The 19209-nt window shown below is 65.8% G+C and carries 23 protein-coding genes, 2 tRNA genes and 1 pseudogene; 17 read left to right on the top strand and 9 right to left on the bottom strand.

Annotation, left to right across the window (positions count from 1 at the left end; translation table 11 throughout):
• Positions 1-135 precede the first annotated feature (135 nt).
• Genes G3574_RS19550 through G3574_RS19560 form a run of 3 tightly spaced genes read left to right on the top strand, consistent with a single transcriptional unit; the run spans position 136 to position 3210 of the window.
• Positions 136-1206, top strand: coding sequence for an HlyD family secretion protein (locus G3574_RS19550; protein WP_163967000.1), 1071 nt, complete (start codon positions 136-138; stop codon positions 1204-1206).
• A 7-nt stretch (positions 1207-1213) separates the two neighbouring features.
• The gene (locus tag G3574_RS19555; protein ID WP_163967003.1) at positions 1214-1663 is read left to right on the top strand and encodes a universal stress protein; all 450 of its coding nucleotides are present in this window, start codon (positions 1214-1216) and stop codon (positions 1661-1663) included.
• Positions 1664-1683: 20 nt separating this feature from the next.
• Positions 1684-3210: a DHA2 family efflux MFS transporter permease subunit gene (locus tag G3574_RS19560; RefSeq protein ID WP_163967005.1), complete on the top strand. Its 1527-nt coding sequence runs from the start codon at positions 1684-1686 to the stop codon at positions 3208-3210.
• Between the two features lie 47 nt (positions 3211-3257).
• Here G3574_RS19560 and G3574_RS19565 read toward each other — a convergent pair.
• Positions 3258-3334: transfer RNA gene (locus G3574_RS19565), tRNA-Arg, on the bottom strand.
• A gap of 105 nt (positions 3335-3439) precedes the next feature.
• Here G3574_RS19565 and G3574_RS19570 point away from each other — a divergent pair.
• Entirely contained in the window at positions 3440-4414 is a 975-nt protein-coding gene (locus tag G3574_RS19570; protein WP_163967006.1) for a GlxA family transcriptional regulator, read from the top strand.
• 13 nt (positions 4415-4427) lie between these two features.
• On the opposite strand, the gene G3574_RS19575 is transcribed toward G3574_RS19570, so the two are convergent.
• Together G3574_RS19575 and G3574_RS19580 are read right to left on the bottom strand one after the other, a co-directional pair.
• The gene (locus tag G3574_RS19575) at positions 4428-5081 is read right to left on the bottom strand and encodes a lytic transglycosylase domain-containing protein (protein WP_163967008.1); all 654 of its coding nucleotides are present in this window, start codon (positions 5079-5081) and stop codon (positions 4428-4430) included.
• Between the two features lie 138 nt (positions 5082-5219).
• Entirely contained in the window at positions 5220-5444 is a 225-nt protein-coding gene (locus G3574_RS19580; RefSeq protein WP_163967009.1) for a hypothetical protein, read from the bottom strand.
• 187 nt (positions 5445-5631) lie between these two features.
• On the opposite strand from G3574_RS19580, the gene G3574_RS19585 reads away from it, so the two are divergent.
• Positions 5632-5874 carry a hypothetical protein gene (locus G3574_RS19585; protein ID WP_163967011.1) on the top strand — a complete coding sequence of 81 codons (243 nt, stop codon included), beginning with the start codon at positions 5632-5634 and terminating at the stop codon, positions 5872-5874.
• Here G3574_RS19585 and G3574_RS19590 read toward each other — a convergent pair whose 3' ends face one another.
• From G3574_RS19590 to G3574_RS19600, 3 genes are all read right to left on the bottom strand, one after another.
• On the bottom strand, positions 5875-6798 hold the full coding sequence (locus tag G3574_RS19590; RefSeq protein WP_163967013.1) for an NAD(P)/FAD-dependent oxidoreductase: 924 nt from the start codon (positions 6796-6798) through the stop codon (positions 5875-5877).
• Positions 6799-6802: 4 nt separating this feature from the next.
• Complete coding sequence (locus tag G3574_RS19595) at positions 6803-7255, bottom strand: hypothetical protein (RefSeq protein ID WP_205609851.1); 453 nt, start codon at positions 7253-7255, stop codon at positions 6803-6805.
• Positions 7256-7643: 388 nt separating this feature from the next.
• Positions 7644-7934: a hypothetical protein gene (locus tag G3574_RS19600; protein WP_163967032.1), complete on the bottom strand. Its 291-nt coding sequence runs from the start codon at positions 7932-7934 to the stop codon at positions 7644-7646.
• On the opposite strand from G3574_RS19600, the gene G3574_RS19605 reads away from it, so the two are divergent.
• The 3 genes from G3574_RS19605 (at position 7933) to G3574_RS19615 (ending at position 10662) form a co-directional block, all read left to right on the top strand.
• Positions 7933-8346 (top strand): hypothetical protein, encoded by a 414-nt coding sequence (locus G3574_RS19605; RefSeq protein ID WP_163967034.1) that lies wholly within the window; start codon positions 7933-7935, stop codon positions 8344-8346. The genes G3574_RS19600 and G3574_RS19605 overlap by 2 nt on opposite strands.
• A gap of 158 nt (positions 8347-8504) precedes the next feature.
• Entirely contained in the window at positions 8505-9662 is a 1158-nt protein-coding gene (gene dinB / locus G3574_RS19610; protein WP_163967044.1) for a DNA polymerase IV, read from the top strand.
• An 88-nt stretch (positions 9663-9750) separates the two neighbouring features.
• Positions 9751-10662, top strand: coding sequence for a recombination-associated protein RdgC (locus tag G3574_RS19615; RefSeq protein ID WP_163967046.1), 912 nt, complete (start codon positions 9751-9753; stop codon positions 10660-10662).
• A gap of 234 nt (positions 10663-10896) precedes the next feature.
• Here G3574_RS19615 and G3574_RS19620 read toward each other — a convergent pair.
• Together G3574_RS19620 and G3574_RS19625 are read right to left on the bottom strand one after the other, a co-directional pair.
• Positions 10897-10973: transfer RNA gene (locus G3574_RS19620), tRNA-Asp, on the bottom strand.
• A 130-nt stretch (positions 10974-11103) separates the two neighbouring features.
• Positions 11104-11613: a DUF6622 family protein gene (locus G3574_RS19625; protein ID WP_163967048.1), complete on the bottom strand. Its 510-nt coding sequence runs from the start codon at positions 11611-11613 to the stop codon at positions 11104-11106.
• Between the two features lie 175 nt (positions 11614-11788).
• On the opposite strand from G3574_RS19625, the gene pip reads away from it, so the two are divergent.
• The 3 genes from pip to G3574_RS19640 all read left to right on the top strand — a co-directional run bounded on the left by pip (position 11789) and on the right by G3574_RS19640 (position 15562).
• Complete coding sequence (gene pip, locus G3574_RS19630) at positions 11789-12730, top strand: prolyl aminopeptidase (protein ID WP_163967050.1); 942 nt, start codon at positions 11789-11791, stop codon at positions 12728-12730.
• 57 nt (positions 12731-12787) lie between these two features.
• On the top strand, positions 12788-14848 hold the full coding sequence (locus G3574_RS19635; RefSeq protein ID WP_163967052.1) for an NADPH-dependent 2,4-dienoyl-CoA reductase: 2061 nt from the start codon (positions 12788-12790) through the stop codon (positions 14846-14848).
• Between the two features lie 192 nt (positions 14849-15040).
• On the top strand, positions 15041-15562 hold the full coding sequence (locus tag G3574_RS19640) for an energy transducer TonB family protein (RefSeq protein ID WP_163967054.1): 522 nt from the start codon (positions 15041-15043) through the stop codon (positions 15560-15562).
• Between the two features lie 47 nt (positions 15563-15609).
• On the opposite strand, the gene G3574_RS19645 is transcribed toward G3574_RS19640, so the two are convergent.
• Positions 15610-15981, bottom strand: a complete 372-nt coding sequence (locus G3574_RS19645; protein ID WP_163967056.1) for an MAPEG family protein — start codon at positions 15979-15981, stop codon at positions 15610-15612.
• A gap of 319 nt (positions 15982-16300) precedes the next feature.
• On the opposite strand from G3574_RS19645, the gene G3574_RS19650 reads away from it, so the two are divergent.
• From G3574_RS19650 to G3574_RS29000, 6 genes and pseudogenes are all read left to right on the top strand, one after another.
• Positions 16301-16879, top strand: coding sequence for a hypothetical protein (locus G3574_RS19650; protein ID WP_163967058.1), 579 nt, complete (start codon positions 16301-16303; stop codon positions 16877-16879).
• 136 nt (positions 16880-17015) lie between these two features.
• Entirely contained in the window at positions 17016-17567 is a 552-nt protein-coding gene (locus G3574_RS19655) for a hypothetical protein (RefSeq protein WP_163967061.1), read from the top strand.
• A 249-nt stretch (positions 17568-17816) separates the two neighbouring features.
• The gene (locus G3574_RS19660) at positions 17817-18119 is read left to right on the top strand and encodes a DUF883 family protein (RefSeq protein ID WP_163967063.1); all 303 of its coding nucleotides are present in this window, start codon (positions 17817-17819) and stop codon (positions 18117-18119) included.
• Between the two features lie 29 nt (positions 18120-18148).
• Positions 18149-18538: a phage holin family protein gene (locus G3574_RS19665; protein ID WP_163967065.1), complete on the top strand. Its 390-nt coding sequence runs from the start codon at positions 18149-18151 to the stop codon at positions 18536-18538.
• Positions 18539-18633: 95 nt separating this feature from the next.
• On the top strand, positions 18634-18963 hold the full coding sequence (locus G3574_RS19670) for a hypothetical protein (RefSeq protein ID WP_163967067.1): 330 nt from the start codon (positions 18634-18636) through the stop codon (positions 18961-18963).
• A gap of 92 nt (positions 18964-19055) precedes the next feature.
• A pseudogene (locus G3574_RS29000) lies at positions 19056-19209 on the top strand (OmpA family protein); the annotation flags it as partial.

Here is a 19209-nt window from a genome sequence, read left to right on the forward strand (position 1 = left end):
AAGCCTATTGTTTCCTGCGATGTTAATTCATGAGCGACCTCATCCAAGCGTGCGTCGCCTGACATAACGTGCATGAAGGATGAAACAAATCGGGCCGGCCTCTTGTCTCAAAGTTGACGACAAAGAAACGAAACCATGGCAGCCGTACTTCCAGACCAGCCGGCGCGCCCCGAGAACGCGCGCCAGCGCCCCTTTTCCCGCAAGCCGGTGCGCTGGCTGCTGCTCGCCCTCATCATCGCCATCGCCGCCTTCTTCGGCTTCCGCTACTGGGCCGACAGTCGGGCTTATGCCTCGACGGAAAACGCCTACGTCAACACCGACCGCGCGGAAATCGCGGCGCTCGTGTCGGGCCCGGTCCTGAAGATCCATGCCGCCGAAAACCAGGTCGTGAAGGCAGGACAACCCCTTTTCGACATCGACCCGCGATCGTACGAGGTTGCCCTCGAAAAGGCCCGCGCCCAGCTGCAGCTCGCCACGCAGTCCGTGTCGCAGCAGAACGCGGCGATCGCCGCCGCCGAGGCCCAGGTGGCGCAGCGCGAGGCGGAACTGCGCAATGCGCAAGCGAACTTCCAGCGTACCGAGCGCCTCAAGAAACAGGGCTTCCTGTCGGAACAGGGAGGCGAAGCCGCTGCTACCCAGGTCGCCACCGCGACGGCCACGCTGCACGCGGCGCAAGCCAACCTCGAACAGGCCCGCAGCGCCCTGGGCCAGACCGGCAGCGACAATGCCAACGTGCAGGTGGCGCAGGCGGCGATCGAACAGGCCGAACTCGATCTCAAGCGCACCCACGTCGCCGCGCCGGCAGACGGCGTGGTTACCAACATGAACCTGCGCCCCGGTGAAATCGTCCAGCCCGGGGTGCCGCTGTTCGTGGTCGTCAACAACGACCATTACTGGGTGGACGCCAACTTCAAGGAAACCGAGACCCAGCAGATCCGCCCGGGCGAGCAGGCCAGCGTCGAGGTGGACATGTATCCCGGCAAGACCTTCCATGGCGTGGTGGAAAGCCTGAGCAGCGGCAGCGGCACGGCGTTTTCCCTGCTGCCGCCTCAGAACGCGACGGGCAACTGGGTGAAGGTGACGCAGCGTGTCCCGGTGCGGGTGCGCATCACCGACCCGGACCCGCGCTATCCGTTGCGGGTCGGCACCACCGCGAGCGTGAAGGTGAGCCTGCGCAGCGGTGAATCCGCCACCTCGGGCCGGTGAGTCCATCATGTACCGTTCCATCCTCCTGTGCTACGACGGCTCGGTCGAGGGCCGCAATGCGCTGCGCGAAGGCGCCGAAGTGGCGCAGGCCATGCAGGCGCAGACCACCTTGCTGGCAATTTTGAGGCCCGGTCTGCATCCGGTGGTTCCGGAGGGCTATACCGAATCCTGGTTCACGCACCAGGATGCAGCCGCCCGCGCCGTGCTGGAAGAAGGCGTGGGGTGGCTGCGGGAACGCGGCATCGCCGCCGAGGGCCGCATCGCAGTCGGCAATGCCGTCGAGGAAATCGTTGCCGCCGCCCACGCCCTGGCGCCCGACCTGATCGTGGTGGCGCACCAGCAGCGCAGCCGTCTGGCGCGCTGGTGGAGCGACGGCGAGGACGCCACCCTGCTCGACCGCTTGACCTGCAGCGTGCTGGTGGCGGTGATTCCGCCCGCGCAACGCGGCATTCCCTGAATCCGCCGAGCAGGACGCCGATGCCCGCCGCCCAACGCAGCTCCCGCCTCTTCATCACCCTGGCCGTGATGTCGGCCACACTCATCCAGGTCCTCGACACCACCATCGTCAACGTCGCCCTGCCGCACATGCAGGGCGAGCTTGGCGCCACTTCCGATCAGATCAGCTGGGTTCTGACCAGCTACCTCGTCTCGTCGGCCATTTTCATGCCGCTGACCGGATACTTCTCTGACGTGCTGGGGCGCAAACGATATCTTCTGGTCTGCATCGCCGGCTTCGTGGCGGCGTCGGCGCTGTGCGGCGTGGCGATGAACGTCGGGCAGATCGTCGCCTTCCGCCTGCTGCAGGGCGTCTTCGGCGCGGCCCTGGTGCCGCTGTCGCAGGCCATCATGGGCGACGCCTATCCGCCCGACGAGCGCGGCAAGGCCATGGCGATCTGGGGCCTGGGCGTGATGGTCGGCCCGGTGCTGGGGCCGACGCTGGGCGGCTGGCTAACCGAGATCGCGAGCTGGCGCTGGACCTTCTACATCAACGTGCCGGTGGGCGCGCTGTCGTGGTTCCTGGCGTCGCAGTTCGTGCCGGAGACCGAGCGCCGCGAACGCCGCATGGACTGGACCGGCCTGTCCTTGCTCGCGGTCGGCATCGCCGGCCTGCAATACGCGCTGGACCGCGGCAACCAGCAGGATTGGTTCGCCGGCAAGGACATCGTTGCCGCGACGGTGCTCGGCGCGGGCGGTACGCTGGCGTTCGCCTGGTACAGCCTGCGCTACCCGGGACGGGCGCTGTTCGACATCCGCATCTTCAAGGATCGCAACTTCGGCATGGCTTGCCTGGTGATGGCCGCGCTCGGCCTGGGCATGTACGGCGGCATGGTGATCCAGCCCATCCTGCTCGAAGGCCTGCTCGGCTATCCGATCGTCACCACCGGCCTGGTGATGGCGCCGCGCGGCATCGCCACGGCGGTCAGCATGATGGTCGTCGGCCGCATGGTGGGCCGCACCGACCCGCGCTACCTGGTCGCGACCGGCATGATGCTGAGCGCCGCCGGCTCGTGGGCGATGACGCGCTATTCGCTGGACATCAACACCTTCTGGATCATCTGGCCGGCGATGCTGCAGGGACTCGGCTTAGGCCTTATCTTCGTGCCGCTGTCAACGGTGGCCTATGCCACGCTGGACCGCGCGCGCATGGCGGAAGCCGCCGGCCTCTACAGCCTGGTGCGCACCATGGGCTCGGCGGTGGGCATTTCCGTCATCACCACCCTGCTCTCGCGCCAGAGCCAGGTGGTATGGAACGAACTTGGCGGCCACGTGCAGCGCTACAACCCGGCGCTCACCGAGTACCTGCGTTCGCTGCACTTGTCGCCGACCGATCCCAAGGCGATCGCGCTCATCGCCGCCCAGGTTGCCCAGCAGGCGGAAGTGACCGCGATGCTCGACGTCTTCAAGCTGATCACCTGGAGCTTCGTGCTGATGCTGCCTTTGGTGCTGGTGCTTCGGCGAAACCGGCGCCCGGTGGACGGCATGGCCGCGACGCCGCAGGAATGAGGGCGGCGGACGAAAGTGGAAGAAAAGGAAAGCGATGAGAAGAAAAGTGGCGCGGCTGGCAGGAATCGAACCCACGACCCCTTGGTTCGTAGCCAAGTACTCTATCCAGCTGAGCTACAGCCGCGCGAGGGCCGCAATTATAGCGCCTCGGGCGAGGTGTGACAATCGGGCATTCGCAAGGATTTTTCCGGCCTGACCGTTCCGGCCATGTTCATGCCAAAATGGACACATGAAAACCATCCTCGTCGCGGCCTTCGACGGCCTCATGGACTCCAGCCTGGCAATCACCCTGGACACGCTGAAGGCCGGCGCGGCTTTCCTCGCGCATTCCCGCGCCGGCGGCAAGGTGCAGATCCTGACGGTGGGCCAGGGCAAGACCATCCGAACCGCGTCGGGGCTGAGCCTGACGCCCGACCTGCGCCTGCGGGACTTGCCGGAAAAGATGCCGCGGCCGGACTGGGTCGTCGTCACGGCGGGCGGCCTGCTCAACGAGGAAGCCATCGAGGAACGCTTTTCCAGGCCCGATGCCATGGCGCTGGCGGCATGGCTTGCGGGACTCGACACCGCCCATACCCGCGTCGCGGTCTCGTGTTCCTCGGTGTTCCTGCTGGCGCGCGCCGGCCTGCTGGAAGGCCGCTCGGCGACGATGACGTGGTGGCTGGCGCATCTCTTCCGCCGGCTCCATCCCGGGGTGAAGCTCGATGAAACGCGCATGCTGGTCAGCGACGGGCCTTACCTGACGGCGGGCTCGGCCTTTTCGCAGCTCGACCTGTCGCTGGCCGTGGTGGCGGACACGATGGGCGTGAAGGTGGCGCACCTCGTGTCGCGCTACCTGCTGATCGACCAGCGGCCATCGCAGGCGCGGTACATGATGCCGACCCATGCCAAGGATGTCGATCCCACGGTGGTCGCCGCCGAACGCTGGATCGACGCCCACCTGTCGGAGCCGCTCACCGTGGCGCGGCTGGCCTCGGCGCTTGCGGTATCGCCCAAGACCCTGGCGCGGCGCGTGGAGGCGGCCAGCGGCATCTCGCCCGTCAAGCTGATCCAGCGCCGCCGCCTGATGCGCGCGGCGCACCTGGTGGAAACCACGCCGCTGTCCATCGACCGCATCGCGGAAGAGGTCGGCTACCAGGATGGCACGGCGCTGCGCAAGCTGATGAAGCGCGAATTCGGCGCCACGCCCACGGCCCTGCGCAAATGACGGCCAGAGATCGTCATTGCAGCTGCGACCTGTATCGGTCGTAGCGTTCCATGACCATGGGCACGTAGCGCATGGTCTCGGCATAGGCGGGAATGCGGTGGCCGTTGCGGATGACGGCGTTTTCGCCGGCGTTGTAGGCGGCGACCGCGAGGCGGATGTCTCCCTTGAACAGGGTGACGAGATCGCGCAGGTAGCGCGCGCCGACGTCGACGTTCTGCTCGGCCGAGTACAGGTCGACGTCGCCGTAGCGCGCCGCGGTGGCCGGCATGACTTGCATGAGGCCGATGGCGCCCTTGGGCGAGCGCGCGTTGGCATTGAATCCCGACTCGACCTCGATGATGGCTTGCAGCAGTCCGGCATGCAGGCCGTGCGCGGAGGCCGCGCGCCGCACCAGCGGCTCGAGCGCCTTGCGCCGCGCCGCGAGTTGCGGCAGGCTGACCGGCCCGCCGCCGGAGCGCGGCCACAGGCGCGTGCCGTCGAACACCGCGAACACATGCGAGCTGCGGTTGATGGGGCGGTCGGAAAAGGTCGGCACGTTGCCGGAGGCGTCGTAGGAACGGTAGATCTTGGTTTCCTGCGCCGGCGCGGCCGTGCTTGCGGCCAGCAGGAAGGCGGCGGCAATGAGCTGCCTTGGCGCCGCGTTCCGGCAGCGGATTCTGCGTGTCATGGTTTCTCCCTGCCGGATACGATAAGCCAGCGGGTTGCCTTTGAGCAAGCCGCTGGCCAGGGAGGAAGGAAAAGAGTGGCGGGAACGCGACGGGAAGCGGCCGGCATGGCGACCGCTTCCCGGCTTGCCGCGGGCCGGTTAGGAGTCGGCAGCCAGCTGCTCGGCGGGCTTGGCCGGCGAGGTGATCGGCACCGCCACCGGCGTGCGGCTGAGGCGGCGCTCGAGGCTTTCCGCCATCCGCTGCAGGACGCGCAGGCGCGACCTGCCGGTGTAGTCTTCCACCAGGCGCGCCGTTGTCGTCTGTTCAAGGATAGCGATCTGCAACCGCACCCGTTTCAGTCTCCATTCGTAATACCACTTCATGTGTCTACCCGCTCATCAAGGTGTTGAAAAGTTCTGCTGGTCGTAGACGTTTCCGATCGGACTTTGTTCCCAGCGAGAAACAATTTATTGCACATGCGCGGCGACGCGATGGAGAAACAGACCCGGGTGCCCCGGCATGCCTTTCGCTTCACGTTCGACCTGATCAACCAGTCAACGAGGAGCAGGCATGGAAGGCATCAAGGCAAGCATCGTCGGCGAGGGCGTGGAGAGCTCCGTCGAGTTTTCCCTCGAAGAAGTCATCGCCCATCACCAGGGAAAACCCTGGGCCGACATGAGCGAGCAAGAGCACGAGGAAGAACTGAAGGACTACGCGCTCATGCTGTATTCGCGCAACACCGGACTGCAGGGCGACCTGCGGGTATCGCTGAGCGGCGGCAGCTTTTCCCGCGTCGACCGGCGCTCGGTCTGATCAGCCCGGCGCGCTTTCGTCGCGCCAGGCATTGAGCCGGTTGTGGATGGCGGTGGCGGCGATCGCGGCATGGCCGAGCGCCACCGCGATCTGGTTCAGCCCCGCGACCACGTCGCCCGCCGCATACAACCCGTCGATCGAGGTTTGCTGGTGGTCGTCGACCACCAGTTCGCCGCCGTCGCTGCAGCGCGCGCCGAGGCGTTGCGCCAGCCCGGAATTGACCAGCGTGCCCAGCGCCATGTAGAAGACATCCGCGCTTTCCCGCGTCCCGTCGTGCAGGATGGCATGCATCATCCTGGCACGCGCATCGAACTCGACCGCCTTCACCGGCGCGGTCACCTGGCGCACGCCGTGTTCGCGCAGGCGCATGGCCTGGCCGGCATCGACCGTCAGCGGCGCGTCAATGGAAAGCAGGCTGACGTCGTCCGAGAAATGGCGGATGAAGAGGGCTTCGCCGACGCCGCTGTCGCCGCGGCCGATGACGGCCACCTTGCGCCCGATCGCCTCGTAGCCGTCGCACACCGGGCAATATCGCACGCAGCCCTGCGCGATGGCTTCCCGCACTTCCGGAAACGGCGGCGCGACGTCGATCACGCCGGTTGCCAGCAGCACGGTGCGCGCCGTCACCTCTCCGGCGTCGGTTTGCGCGAGGAAGCCGCCGCCCTCCATCGGATCGAGCTGCTGCACCACGCCGCGCGCGACCTCGACGCCATAGTTGCTGCATTGCGCGACAAGGCGGGCACGCAGCTCCGGACCTGGAATGCCATCCGCGAAGGCCGGGCAGTTATGCGAGGTGGGAATCCATTCCAGCCTGCTTTCGTTGGCATCGACGAGCGCGATGCGGCGCCGGTAGCGCGCCAGGTAGGTGGCCGCGCTCAGGCCGGCCGCGCCGGCGCCGATAATGAGGCAATCCAGTGGCTCCATGCGTTCAGCGCCCCTTGGACGGACGGTCCCGGCCGGGATGCTGGTCGGTACGGATCTCGCGCACCGGGCCGTCGGGATGTTCCAGTTCGTCGAGGTCGAGTTCGTCGAGATCGCTGATGCGGTCGATGCGGTCGACATCGATGTCGCTGCCCGCCTCGAAGTCGGCGTCGCGTCCCGCCGTGGCGCGCTCGCCGGAACCCATCGAGTCGGTGTCGCTGTCGAGGCCGGCGTCGCCGATGTCCGGTCCGGCGCTCATGTCGCGCGGCGCGCTGTCGGGATCGTCGGTGGTGCCCTTGTCGAGGCCGATGTCATTCTCGTCCGCCGAACGCAGTCCGCCCTGGACGTCGCTGCCGGAATCGGAAATGTCGCTCGGGCCAAGCGCGCTGGTGCCGTGGCCCGTGCCCAGGCGCCGGTCGGGCGTGGGCATGTTGTCGGGATCGAGTGTGCTTGTTGCCATGATGAACTCCTGGTGGGAATGCCCGGAAGCGGGCGGTTCACCAAGGGTGCAATAAGCATGCCGCTTCGTCATGCCATATGGGTCATCGTGACCTTGCCGGGGAGTTTGCTGGGCACCGCCGCAGGGCGCGCCGGAGCCATCCGCCCGGCACGGCGGGGACACGCTGTAAATTGTCCATTGCCGATGCAAAAGCTGCCATCCGTGCAAGCCGGCCTGCGAAACGATTTGTTACGCATGCGCCTGTCTTGCGGGAAAGGCTTCATGAACTTTCCGATTCCATGGCTTGTCAGTTCATCAACGAGGCACGTCATGCGCCAGCATCATCCTGCTTGCGCGCAATGCCATCTTTCCTTTTCACTCAAACAGGAGTCATCATGTCCAGACTGCTTCAGAAACTGTTGATCGCTTCGGCCGCGGTTGCCCTGGCGAACGTCGCCCAGGCGCAATCCACCACTTCCAGCGACACCACGTCGTCGCCCAGCTCGACGTCGACCATGACGACGACGCCGAGCGCGGCAACGCCGGTAGCACCGGCAACCACAGATACCACCAGCGGCGCATCGGGTACCTCGGGAACCTCAAGCACCACCGCGACCGGCGTGAGCGGCGCCGCCGCAGGCACCTCGACCGGCGCCTCCACCATGCCGTCGACCAGCGGCACCACGGGTAGCAGCGGCATGAGCACCTCGTCCGGCACCACGGGCGCCACCACCGGCACGACCGGATCCACCGGCATGACCGGCGCTACCGGCTCCACCGCCACCATGCCGTCGACCACCTCCGCCACCGGCACCAGCGCCACCGGTTCGGCCACGCCCGCCGCGGTCGTGACCACGCCGGCAACCGGCGCCGTGACCCAGCCGTCGGCAAGCAACCCGGGCGCACCGTCTAACGACCCGTACGTGCGCCGCCGCATGGAGCGCAAGGACGCCAAGGCTGAATACAAGGCTGCGAAGAAGGAAGCCAAGAGCGAGTACAAGGATGCCAAGAAGGCAGCCAACCAGGAATTCAAGTCATCCGGCGCGGTCGGCAGCATCGAGCGCAACAACGACGCCGCCACCGCCGCTCCGCCGACGTCGTCGGGCCGCTGATCCAGGCTGACTGACCATTCCCTTCAATCGGCCAGTCCGGGCAACCGGGCTGGCCGGTTTTGCTTTGTGCGCCGCATTCGCCGGTTTTACGTGCCGCATGCGGGGCGGCGGCGGCAATCCCGCTACAATGTCCAGCAATCCCATCGTTGCCGGCAGCAGTGAATACGCCCCCTGTCAGAAAGATCATCCATTGCGATTGCGACTGCTTCTACGCGGCGGTCGAGATGCGCGACGATCCTTCGCTGCGCGGCCGTCCGCTGGCGGTGGGAGGTCGACCCGACCAGCGCGGCGTGGTCGCCACCTGCAACTATGAAGCGCGCAAGTATGGCTTGCGCTCCGCGATGGCGATGTCGCAGGCCATCCAGCGCTGCCCCGGCCTGATCGTGCTGCCGCCGGCCATGGAAAAATACCGCGCCGCCTCCAGGCAGATCCTTGCCATCTACCGCGACTATACCGAGCTCGTCGAACCGCTTTCGCTCGACGAGGCGTACCTCGATGTCACCGAATCCGGCCACTTCAAGGGCAGCGGCACGCTGATCGCGCAGGACATCCGCGCCCGTATCGCCGCCACCGTGGGCATCACCGCTTCCGCCGGCGTGGCGCCGAACAAATTCCTTGCCAAGATCGCAAGCGACTGGAACAAGCCGGACGGCCAGTACGTCATCCGGCCGCAGGAGGTGGACGAGTTCGTCGCGCGCCTGCCGGTCGACAAGCTGTTCGGCGTGGGCAAGGTCACGGCCGCCAAGCTCAACCGCCTGGGCGCGCATACCTGCGCCGACCTGCGTGCATGGAGCATCGTCGACCTGCAGCGGCATTTCGGGAAGTTCGGCGGCAGGCTTTACGGCCTTTCCCGCGGCATCGACGGGCGCGAGGTCAGCCCCAGCCAGGAAAGGAAATCGGTGAGCGTCGAGGAAACCTATGTCACCGACCTGCGCGACATCGATGCCTGCCAGCGCGAGCTGACGCCGCTGATCGGCTTGCTGGCGCAGCGTGTGCGCCGGGTTGACGCCGAGCGCTTCATCCACAAGCTCTACGTGAAGATCCGCTTCGATGATTTCCGGCGCACGACGGCGGAATGCGTGGCATCGGCCATCGACGAAGCGCAATGCCGCAAGCTGCTGGAAACCGGCTTCCAGCGCGGCAACCGGCCGGTGCGGCTGCTCGGCGTCGGCGTGCGGCTCAACGAGGACGAAGACCTTTCCCAGCTTGGCCTGTTCGTTGACGAGGCCGTCGTCGCGACGGAAGAAAAGGGGGAAGGCGATGCGGAAAAACTCGCTAACGATGCAGGGTTTTCGCATGATGCGCAAGTGACGTAAACGCAACTGACTCGCCTGTTTTCGGCGTGTAGAATGGCGCCTCTTTTCACCATCAAGGAACCGTTCCGGCTTCCTGACACTTCCTGCCATGTGGTTCAAGAATCTCCAGATCTACCGCCTCACCGCACCATGGACCCTGACGTCCGAACAACTTGAACGCGACCTGACGAAGCAGGCGTTCGCGCCCTGCTCCACCGGCGACATGCAAAGCCAGGGATGGGTTTCGCCGCGCGGCAACGGCATGCTGGTGCATGTCGTGAACCGCCAGATCCTGCTGCAGCTCGCGACCGAGAAGAAGCTGCTGCCCGCCAGCGTGATCAACCAGGTCAGCAAGGCGCGCGCCGCCGAACTCGAAGAGCAGCAAGGCTTCAAGCCCGGCAAGAAGCAGATGAAGGAAATCAAGGAACAGGTCACCGACGAGCTGCTGCCGCGCGCGTTTTCAATCCAGCGCAGCACGCGCGTCTGGATCGATCCGGTCAACGGCTGGATGGTGGTCGATGCCGCCAGCGCGTCCAAGGCCGACGAGGTGTTCAAGATCTTGTTGAAGTCGCTGGAGACGCTGCCCTTCGGCGTGCTGCGCACGGAACGCGCGCCGCTGTCGGCGATGACCGACTGGCTGGCCGCGGACGAAGCGCCCGGCGGATTCACCGTCGACCAGGACACCGAACTGCGCGCCACCGGCGAAGGCAAGGCGACGGTGCGCTACGTGCGCCACACCATCGAGGCCGACGACGTGCGCCGCCACATCGCCGCCGGCAAGCAATGCACCCGCCTCGCCATGACCTGGGCGGATCGCGTGTCCTTCGTGCTGACCGAGTCGATGACCGTCAAGCGCGTGGCGCCGCTGGACGTGCTCAAGGAAAAGGAAGACTCGGTGATGCAGAACGAGGACGAGCGCTTCGATACGGATTTCGCGCTGATGTCCGGGGAACTGGGCAAGATGATCGGCGACCTGGTGGAAGCGCTGGGCGGCGAGGAGCAGCAGAAGAAGGCGGCTTGAGTTTCCTGGTCCGGTCTCCCCATCCGGCCCTGTTTCTACCTCCATCGTTTCCTGTTACCTCTGTCATCCCCGCGCAGGCGGGGATCCCATTGTGCGCCACGCTGGACGACCGAAATGGGATTCCAGCCTGCGCGGGAATGACAAAAGGTAGCGGGAATGGCAGAAGGTATTGGGAATGACAAAGCCATTCCCTACGGACGAAAAAAAACGAGCCTTTCGGCTCGTTTTTCAATTTGGCGGAGTGGACGGGACTCGAACCCGCGACCCCCGGCGTGACAGGCCGGTATTCTAACCGACTGAACTACCACTCCTGAAACCTGCATCATGCCGGTTGCCCGGCACGCGACGTTGTCACCACGTCTGAAGGGCTCGAACTATACAAGACTTTCCGCGATTTGGCTAGTCCCCGCGAAAACTTCCGGTTCCGCGGCCGGCTTGGCGTCAGGCTGGCAACGCTGCAGCGCCGGCGCGGTAGGCCGCCACGATGCGCAGCAGCTTGCCGATGAAGATGCCGTTGAACACGCCGTACAAAGCGCAGACGCCTGCCACGAACCCGGCTTGCTGGCGCAGGTCGGGATGCATGACCAGCATCACCGCCACCACGTACTTGACCAGGAAGATGCCAAGCATCAGCACCATCGGCGTCCAGCTGCCGCGTACAGCGATCATGCCGCGCTCGGGATGGGCCCGCAGCGTGCCGGGATCGACCATCAGCCAGGTCAGCATGGTGCCGCCGGCAAGGAAGGCCAGCCACACCGGCCCGGCCGCCAGGCTGTCGCCGAATCCGGAGACGATGCCCTGGATGGAGAGCAGGAGCATGATGACGGGAATGATGAACGCCTTCTTCAGGCTGGTCTCGCGGTCAATGCTGGCCAGGACGCCGCGGTACACCAGGAAAGCGAGCAAGGCCCAGACCCAGACGGGGGTGTTGACGACGATCTGCTGCAGCATGATGTTCTCCGGTAGGGGTTGTCGATGGAGCCATTCTGCCGGCCGGCCAGCCGGCCCTCGAGCGGATTGCGACGAATCCCGCGAAACCCGGCGCGAATCGCCGTCCGCATGGAGCGAACGGCAAGACGCTTCGCTACAATGCGGGTTGTCATTTTCCACATAGCCGAGGCAAGCCATGTTTCCGCCGATCGAACCCTACCGCACCGGCATGCTGCCGGTGGACGACATCCACACCCTGTATTGGGAGGAAAGCGGCAATCCGAGCGGCCAGCCTGTGCTGTTCCTGCATGGCGGACCGGGATCGGGCGCATCCCCGCGCCACCGGCAATTCTTCGATCCGGCGCATTACCGCATCGTGATCTTCGACCAGCGCGGGGCCGGACGCTCCACGCCGCTCGGCGAATATCGCAACAACACCACCCAGTTGCTCATCGAAGACATCGAACGCCTCCGCACCCTGCTCGGCATCGAGCAATGGCTGGTGTTCGGCGGCTCCTGGGGATCGACGCTGTCGCTGGCGTATGGCGAAGCGCATCCGGAACGCTGCCTCGGCTTCGTGCTGCGCGGCATCTTCCTCTGTACCCGGGAAGAAACCGACTGGTTTCTCAACGGGGTGCGCTGGTTCTATCCGGAAGTGCATGCGCAGTTCGTGTCGATGCTTCCTCCGGAGGAGCGCGGCAACGTCCTCGAGGCCTATTGCAAGCTGCTGTTCTCCGACGACCCGGAGGTTTTCCTGCCGGCGGCGCGCGCCTGGGGACGCTATGAAGGCAGCTGCCTCTACCTGCGTCCCGACCCGGTGGCGATCGAGGATTTCGGATCGGACGCGATTGCGCTCGGCGTCGGCCGCCTCGAAGCCCATTACTTCCGCCACGGCGGCTTCTTCGACCATGACCAGCTGATCCGCGACATCGGCCGCATCCGCCATTTGCCGGCGGTCATCGTGCAGGGCCGCTACGACGCGGTCTGCCCGCCCGCAACCGCCTTCCGCCTGCATGCGGCATGGCCCGAGTCGCGCCTGCAGGTCATCGACGATGCCGGCCATGCCGCCTACGAACCCGGCATCGCCGCGGCGCTGGTGGACGCGACCGAGCGCTTCAAGCTGACCGGCGCATTTTAGTGGCAGGCCACTAACGCACTGGAGTAGACTCCCCGGAAAAACCTCTGGGGGGCAGACATGGCTGGCACATCCGCATTTCCGCATCTATTCTCGCCGCTCGACCTCGGCTTCACCCGCCTGAAGAACCGGGTCATCATGGGCTCCATGCACACCGGCCTGGAGGACCGCTTCTTCAACTACCCGAAGCTGGCGGCTTATTTCCGGGAACGCGCCCGCGGCGGCGTGGGCCTGATGGTCACCGGCGGCATTTCACCCAACCGCGAAGGCTGGCTGCTTCCCTTCGGCGGCACGCTCAACAATGCGCTCGACACCTTCAACCATCGCATCGTGACGGACGCGGTGCATGCCGAGGGCGGCAAGATCGTGATGCAGATCCTGCATGCGGGCCGCTACGGCTACCAGCCCTTCGTGGTGTCGGCCTCGGCCGTCAAGTCGCCGATATCGAAGTTCAAGCCGAAGGCGCTCGACGAGCGTGGCATCGAGCAGACCATCCAGGCCTATGCCCGTTGCGCCAGGCTCGCGCGCCAGGCAGGGTACGACGGCGTGGAAATCATGGGCAGCGAAGGCTACCTGATCAACCAGTTCCTGTGCGCCCGCACCAACCAGCGCACCGACCGCTGGGGCGGCGACATCGAGAACCGCATGCGCCTGCCGGTCGAGATCGTGCGCCGCGTGCGGGAAGCGGCCGGCGACGACTTCATCATCATGTACCGCCACTCCCTGCTCGACCTGGTCGAAGGCGGCAACAGCTGGGACGACGTGGTGGCCGTGGCGAAGGCGCTCGAAGGCGCGGGCGTCAACATCCTGAACACCGGCATCGGCTGGCACGAGGCGCGCGTACCCACCATCGTCACCTCGGTGCCGCGTGCGGCCTTCCGCAGCCTGTCCGCGCGGCTGCGCCAGGAAGTGAGCATCCCGGTGGCCGCCTCGAACCGCATCAACATGCCGGGCGACGCGGAAGACATCCTCGCCAGCGGCGACGCCGACATGGTATCGATGGCGCGGCCCTTCCTGGCCGATCCGGAATTCGTCAACAAGGCGGCGCAAGGCCGGGTCGATGAAATCAATACCTGCATTGCCTGCAACCAGGCGTGCCTCGACCATACCTTCGCCAACAAGCGCGCAAGCTGCCTGGTCAATCCGCGCGCCGGCCATGAAACGGAACTGGTGTACGCGCCGGCGAAGGCGGCGCGCCGCGTGGCCGTGGTCGGCGCCGGCCCGGCGGGTTTGTCGGCCGCCACCGTGGCAGCGCAGCGCGGGCACCGCGTCACGCTGTTCGAGGCCAGCGGCCGGATCGGCGGCCAGTTCAACTATGCGATGCGCATCCCCGGAAAGGAAGAATTCGCCGAAACCCTGCGCTACTTCCGCCGCCTGCTCGAAGTGACCGGGGTGACGGTCCGCCTCGATCACCGCGTCAGCCGCGAGGAATTGCTGGCCGAGGGCTTCGACGACGTCATCGTCGCCACCGGCATCGTGCCGCGCATGCCGCGCATCGATGGCATCGACCATCCGCGCGTGCTGTCCTATCTCGACGTGCTGAAGAACGACGCGCCCGTCGGACGCAGCGTGGCCGTCATCGGCGCGGGCGGCATCGGCTTCGATGTCAGCGAATTCCTGCTGCACGATCCGGCGATTCCACTGCCGGTCCCGGTCGGGCACTGGGCCGGCGAATGGGGCGTCGACATGGAGGGCGGATCGCCAGGCGGCCTCTGTCCGCCCGTTCCGGAAAAGCCGGTGCGTCAAATCTATCTCCTGCAGCGCAAGTCGAGCAAGCCAGGGGCCACGCTGGGCAAGACCAGCGGCTGGGTGCATCGCGCGACCCTGCAGCGCAAGGGCGTCAAGATGCTGGCAGGCGTGGATTACCAAAAGATTGACGAGGCCGGCCTGCACATCGTAGTCGATGGCCAGCCCCAAGTCTTGAAGGTGGACAACATCATCGTCTGCGCCGGCCAGGATTCACTGCGGGACCTGATGCCGGATTCCGGTAAGGCGCCGGACTCGAAGGACAACCAAGGAACGGGACCGCGCTACCACCTGATCGGCGGCGCAGCGCTGGCGGCCGAACTGGATGCCAAGCGTGCGATCCGCGAAGGCGCGGAGCTCGCGGCGCGTCTTTAAGACAAGTCAGGAAGTCCTGGTCACTTTTGCGCCTGGATAACTTGTAACGCATGGTAAAGTTGCTTCATCGCAGCTTCGCGCCTGCATTACGTTAGGCAGCATGGCGGGCACGAGCGAAGCGAGCGCGCCGGCAACTGGCATGGGCGCTTTCCGGCGCCTTCTTGTGACTGCGTTTTCCGATCAGGCCCCACCATGACTTCTCAACGTATGCTCGTCCTGCTGGCTGTCGCAGCCGCTGCAGCACTCGCCGGCTGCGGCAGCCGTGTCCCGCTTTCGTCATCCCCGGCTCCGGGCCAGGCGCGTGACGCGGGCGACGCCTATGCTTCCCCCTCCTCCCCTGCTGCCAGCCAGCGCAGTTACTCGAACGCATCATCGTATGAAGCCTACAAGCGCGACCTCGCGATGCAGATTTCGGAGACGAATTCCGCGCGCGTCTTTGCCGGCAGGCCGCAAGCCTTGCTGCGCTCGGTGATCGTGGTGAAGTATGTCGTGGACCGCCACGGCAACCTGGTGCGCAGCGAGATCCTGCGCAGCAACCGCGACAGCGAGACCGAGTCGACGGCGCTGGCGGCCCTGCGTAAATCCGCGCCCTTCCCCAAGCCCGCCACGCATCTGCTGAAGAACGGGCGAATCGAGATTTCCGAGACCTGGCTGTTCAACAACGACGGACGCTTCCAGCTGCGCACCATCGCCCAGCCTCAGGCCGACAGCTGATCCCGCCGGGCCGACCCGCAGGAAACTGACCGCGCCAGCCGGAAAAGTCAGGCTCGCGCGGCAACCACATACAATCCCACCACGCAGACGAAACCGCCCAGCCACAATGCGGAGCGCAGGCTGGGCCGGTTGCCGATGTAAGCCGCGCCGTGTCCGATGCGAAAGGCGATGAAAGCAAGCGCCAGCGCGTCCACGGTGTGCTGGGCGGCATGCGCGTAGTGCGCGACCAGTACGGCGGCGGCGAAGGGCGCGAACGCTTCCCAGGCATTGGCCTGCGCCCAGTCGGCGCGCCGCTGCCAGCCGCCCTCGATTGCCTCGCGCGGCCGGGCATTGTCATAGGGCCGTCCAACCTTGGACAGCGCCGCCAGCACGTTGGGCAGCAAGCCCGCCGCGAATATGCACCACAGGGCGATGGTCATCGTCTTTTCCTCTCTGTCCGCTTTGTCGTCTTTGCGCGGCCGGGCTTGCGTTATCTCCAGTCCCATCCTGCAATTGTTTTTTTGTTACAAATTGCGGGAATCTTAACAAGACTTTGGCTGACTAACACGTACTTGTCAGATCGCCATTGCCGTGTGGCGGCATATTGCCATGGCGGCCGGTCTGATGGTGCCAGATCGTTACATTCCCCGGTTTCCGGCGCAACCTGGTCCGGTTTCCTGGCGGACTGCAGGCATGTCCCCACCAGGACCAACCAGGCAGCCGCATCGATAATGCCTTAAAAAACAAAAGGAGTAGCTCATGACTTTGAAGTCCACTTTCCAATCATTGTCGTTCGTGCTGATCGCCTCGGTTTCGTCGATCGCGCTCGCCCAGAGCTCCAGCACCTCGGCGACGACCGATCCGACCAAATCGTCCAGCCCGGCGGCCCAGAGCAAGACGGGCTCCACCGGCGCGGGCACGGGCAGCGACGCCGGCATGGCCGGCGGCACCGGCACTTCGGCATCCACGCCGAACAGCGGCACGTCTTCCGGCGCATCGGGTGCGACCGGCGCCACCTCGTCCGGCACGGGTGCGACCGGCGCGACCGGCTCCACCGGATCGACGACCAGCGGCGCGACGGGCACCGGCTCCTCGTCCAGCACCAGCACCGCACCGTCGGCCACCACGTCTTCCGGCGCAGGCGGTGACACCGCTTCCGGCACCGACACGCCGAAGAAGAAGAAGGTCAGGAAGCATCGCAAGGCCAAGAAGGCTCCGGCCGCCTCTTCCGGCACGTCGGGTTCGAGCAGCGACATGTCCGGTTCGACCGGCAGCACCGGCGGCAACGCCAGCCCGGCCGGCACGAACTCCAACTCGACCGGCAACACCGGCAAGTAAGGAGCGTGATCGCTTCGGCAAGAAAGCGGCTTCGGCCGCTTTTTTGTTGCCGGCGGCCGGGACGCGGCACGTCCGCGCGGTGGCAGGGCATGAACGATTCTGTTCTAATGAGGGGGTCGCATCAGCTTCTCCATTCATGAAACCTTCCTCGCGCAACACCTCGCCGTCCTCCTCCTCCCTCGATGCGTGCGATCGCCCGCCTACTCTCTACCGCTATTCGAAGCGCGAATGGCTGGAACGTGCGCTCGCGCTCGGGGAGTTCCGCCTGCGCCCGGCGAGCCAGGACCTGTCCGCCAGTGGCCAGATCCTGCCCTTCGGCCAGCGTGCGTCCAAGGGGGCCGGCAACTACCTGACCCTGAGCCTGGCAAATGCCTGGGACGAGCAGTTGTTCGATGCGTTTCCCGGCGCGGACTGCTGCCTGGTCGTGCACGATACCGAGGAATTCGGCGAACGCATGCATCGCGCCGTGCAGCGCCTGCTACCGAGCTGGGCGGGCATCGACGCCGCGATTTCCTATGGCAAGCCGAGTCCGCTCGGCTCCGCCTTCTCCAAGGACGTGCTGCAGGCTCGCGAGCGCGAATGGCTGTTCGCGTGGCGTCCCACCCAGCCGGGATTGGCCGCCCTGCCGCTGATGGTACGCATCGGCAGTCTCGAGGGCATCGCGGAATTGCGCGGCCGGGCATCCTGACACCGGGGGCGTTTGCGGACGGCCGGTCCCGCGGACGATGATGTCCGTCAAGAAAGGCGCGCCATGTCCGTGTCGCGCGTTGCCGCCTGCACCCGAAAGCTTTACATTTCAACCATTACCTGAGATAAATCGGCATCACCGCGCCGCGCGACGCCGTGCGCGCGCATGCCACGACAGGCAGCAAACAGGGATGAATGCGTCCGCCTTCCAAGTACAGGCACGGGCGCGAGAATCGACAAGGAGATATTCATGCTGACAAACAACATCAAGACGGTTCGGAACGACATGCGGACGCTGGTGCGCGACGCGCAGGAATTGTTCCGCGAAGCCTCCACCCTCTCCGGCGACAAGGCAGAGGAACTGCGCAGCAAGGGCCTCGTGCTGCTCGACTCCGCGATGGAGAAAGCCCAGGAAGTGCAAGGCATGGCCTTGGAGCGCGGCAAGGCGGCAGCCCAGACCACCGACGACTACGTGCGTGCCAACCCGTGGCAGGCGGTCGGCATGGCGGCCGGCGTCGGCCTGCTGGTCGGCATGCTGATGTCGCGCCGCTGAGCCGGCGACGCAAGGTCACCACCATTTCCATGCAGCCGGAAAACCAAGGCCAAGAAGCCAGGCCGGGCCTGGTCCATGGCGTGAGCGGACTGGCTCGCAACGCCTTCGCCCTCTTCGTCAGTCGCGTCGAGCTGGCTGCGCTGGAGATGGGCGAGGTCCGCGACAACCTGGCGCGCCTGGTCATCGTCGGCGTGCTGGGCACGATCGCCTTGTGCTTCGCACTGGCTTGCTGGACCGCGCTGGTCGTCGCGCTGTGCTGGGATGCGATGGGCTGGAAGATCCTGCTGCTGGTCGCGGTGGTCTACACCGTCCTGGCCGCGCTGATCCTGTTGCGCGCGCGTTCCCTGCTGTCGCCTGACAGCCTGTCGTTGCCGGCGACGCTGGCAGAACTCCGGGGCGACCGCGATGCCCTCATGTGAGATCGTGCCCTCATGATCCCCACCCCGACATGAATACCGCCAACCGAAAGCGCCAATTGATTGCCGAAGGCCGCGTCTACCGGGCGGAAGCGCTGATGGCCAAGGAAAGCGTCCGCGCCGGGTTGCAACCTGATTCCCTCGTACGCAACATCGTGGGACAAGCCGCCATGACTGCACTTGGCGCCTTCCGTGGAGGCAAGGCTGGCCGGACGCCGGGATTCGATGCGGCCACATTGCTGCCCCTGGCCATGCGATTTCTGCCTCTGCTTGCTGGCAAGCGGACGCGCCTGACGCCATGGCTTCGCGGCGCTGTCGCGGCGGGAGCGGTGGCCGCCGCTGCGACATGGCTGCTGCGGCGACGACAGGAAAGCGAGCCTGAAAATGCTGACGGCGCGGCAGATGCCGCCAACGACCTTTCTGGCTGACAAGCATTCCTGATGCGCAAAGGCAATTTCAATTGCCGAACTTGCATTCTTCTTTCGGGTCCAAACAGCAATCTGGCAACAAGGACCCATCCATGAAAAAGACACTTCCCATTTCTTCCCTGGTGGCGGTGCTGGCCTTGAGTGCCTGCGCCGACATGAACTCGGTGCAGCGCGGCACGGCAACCGGCGCGGGCGTCGGCGCCGGACTCGGCGCGGTGATCGGCGCGGCGACGGGCGATGGCGGCG

This window comes from Noviherbaspirillum galbum, assembly GCF_010974945.1.
In the GTDB taxonomy this organism is placed as follows: Bacteria; Pseudomonadota; Gammaproteobacteria; order Burkholderiales; family Burkholderiaceae_D; genus Noviherbaspirillum; species Noviherbaspirillum galbum.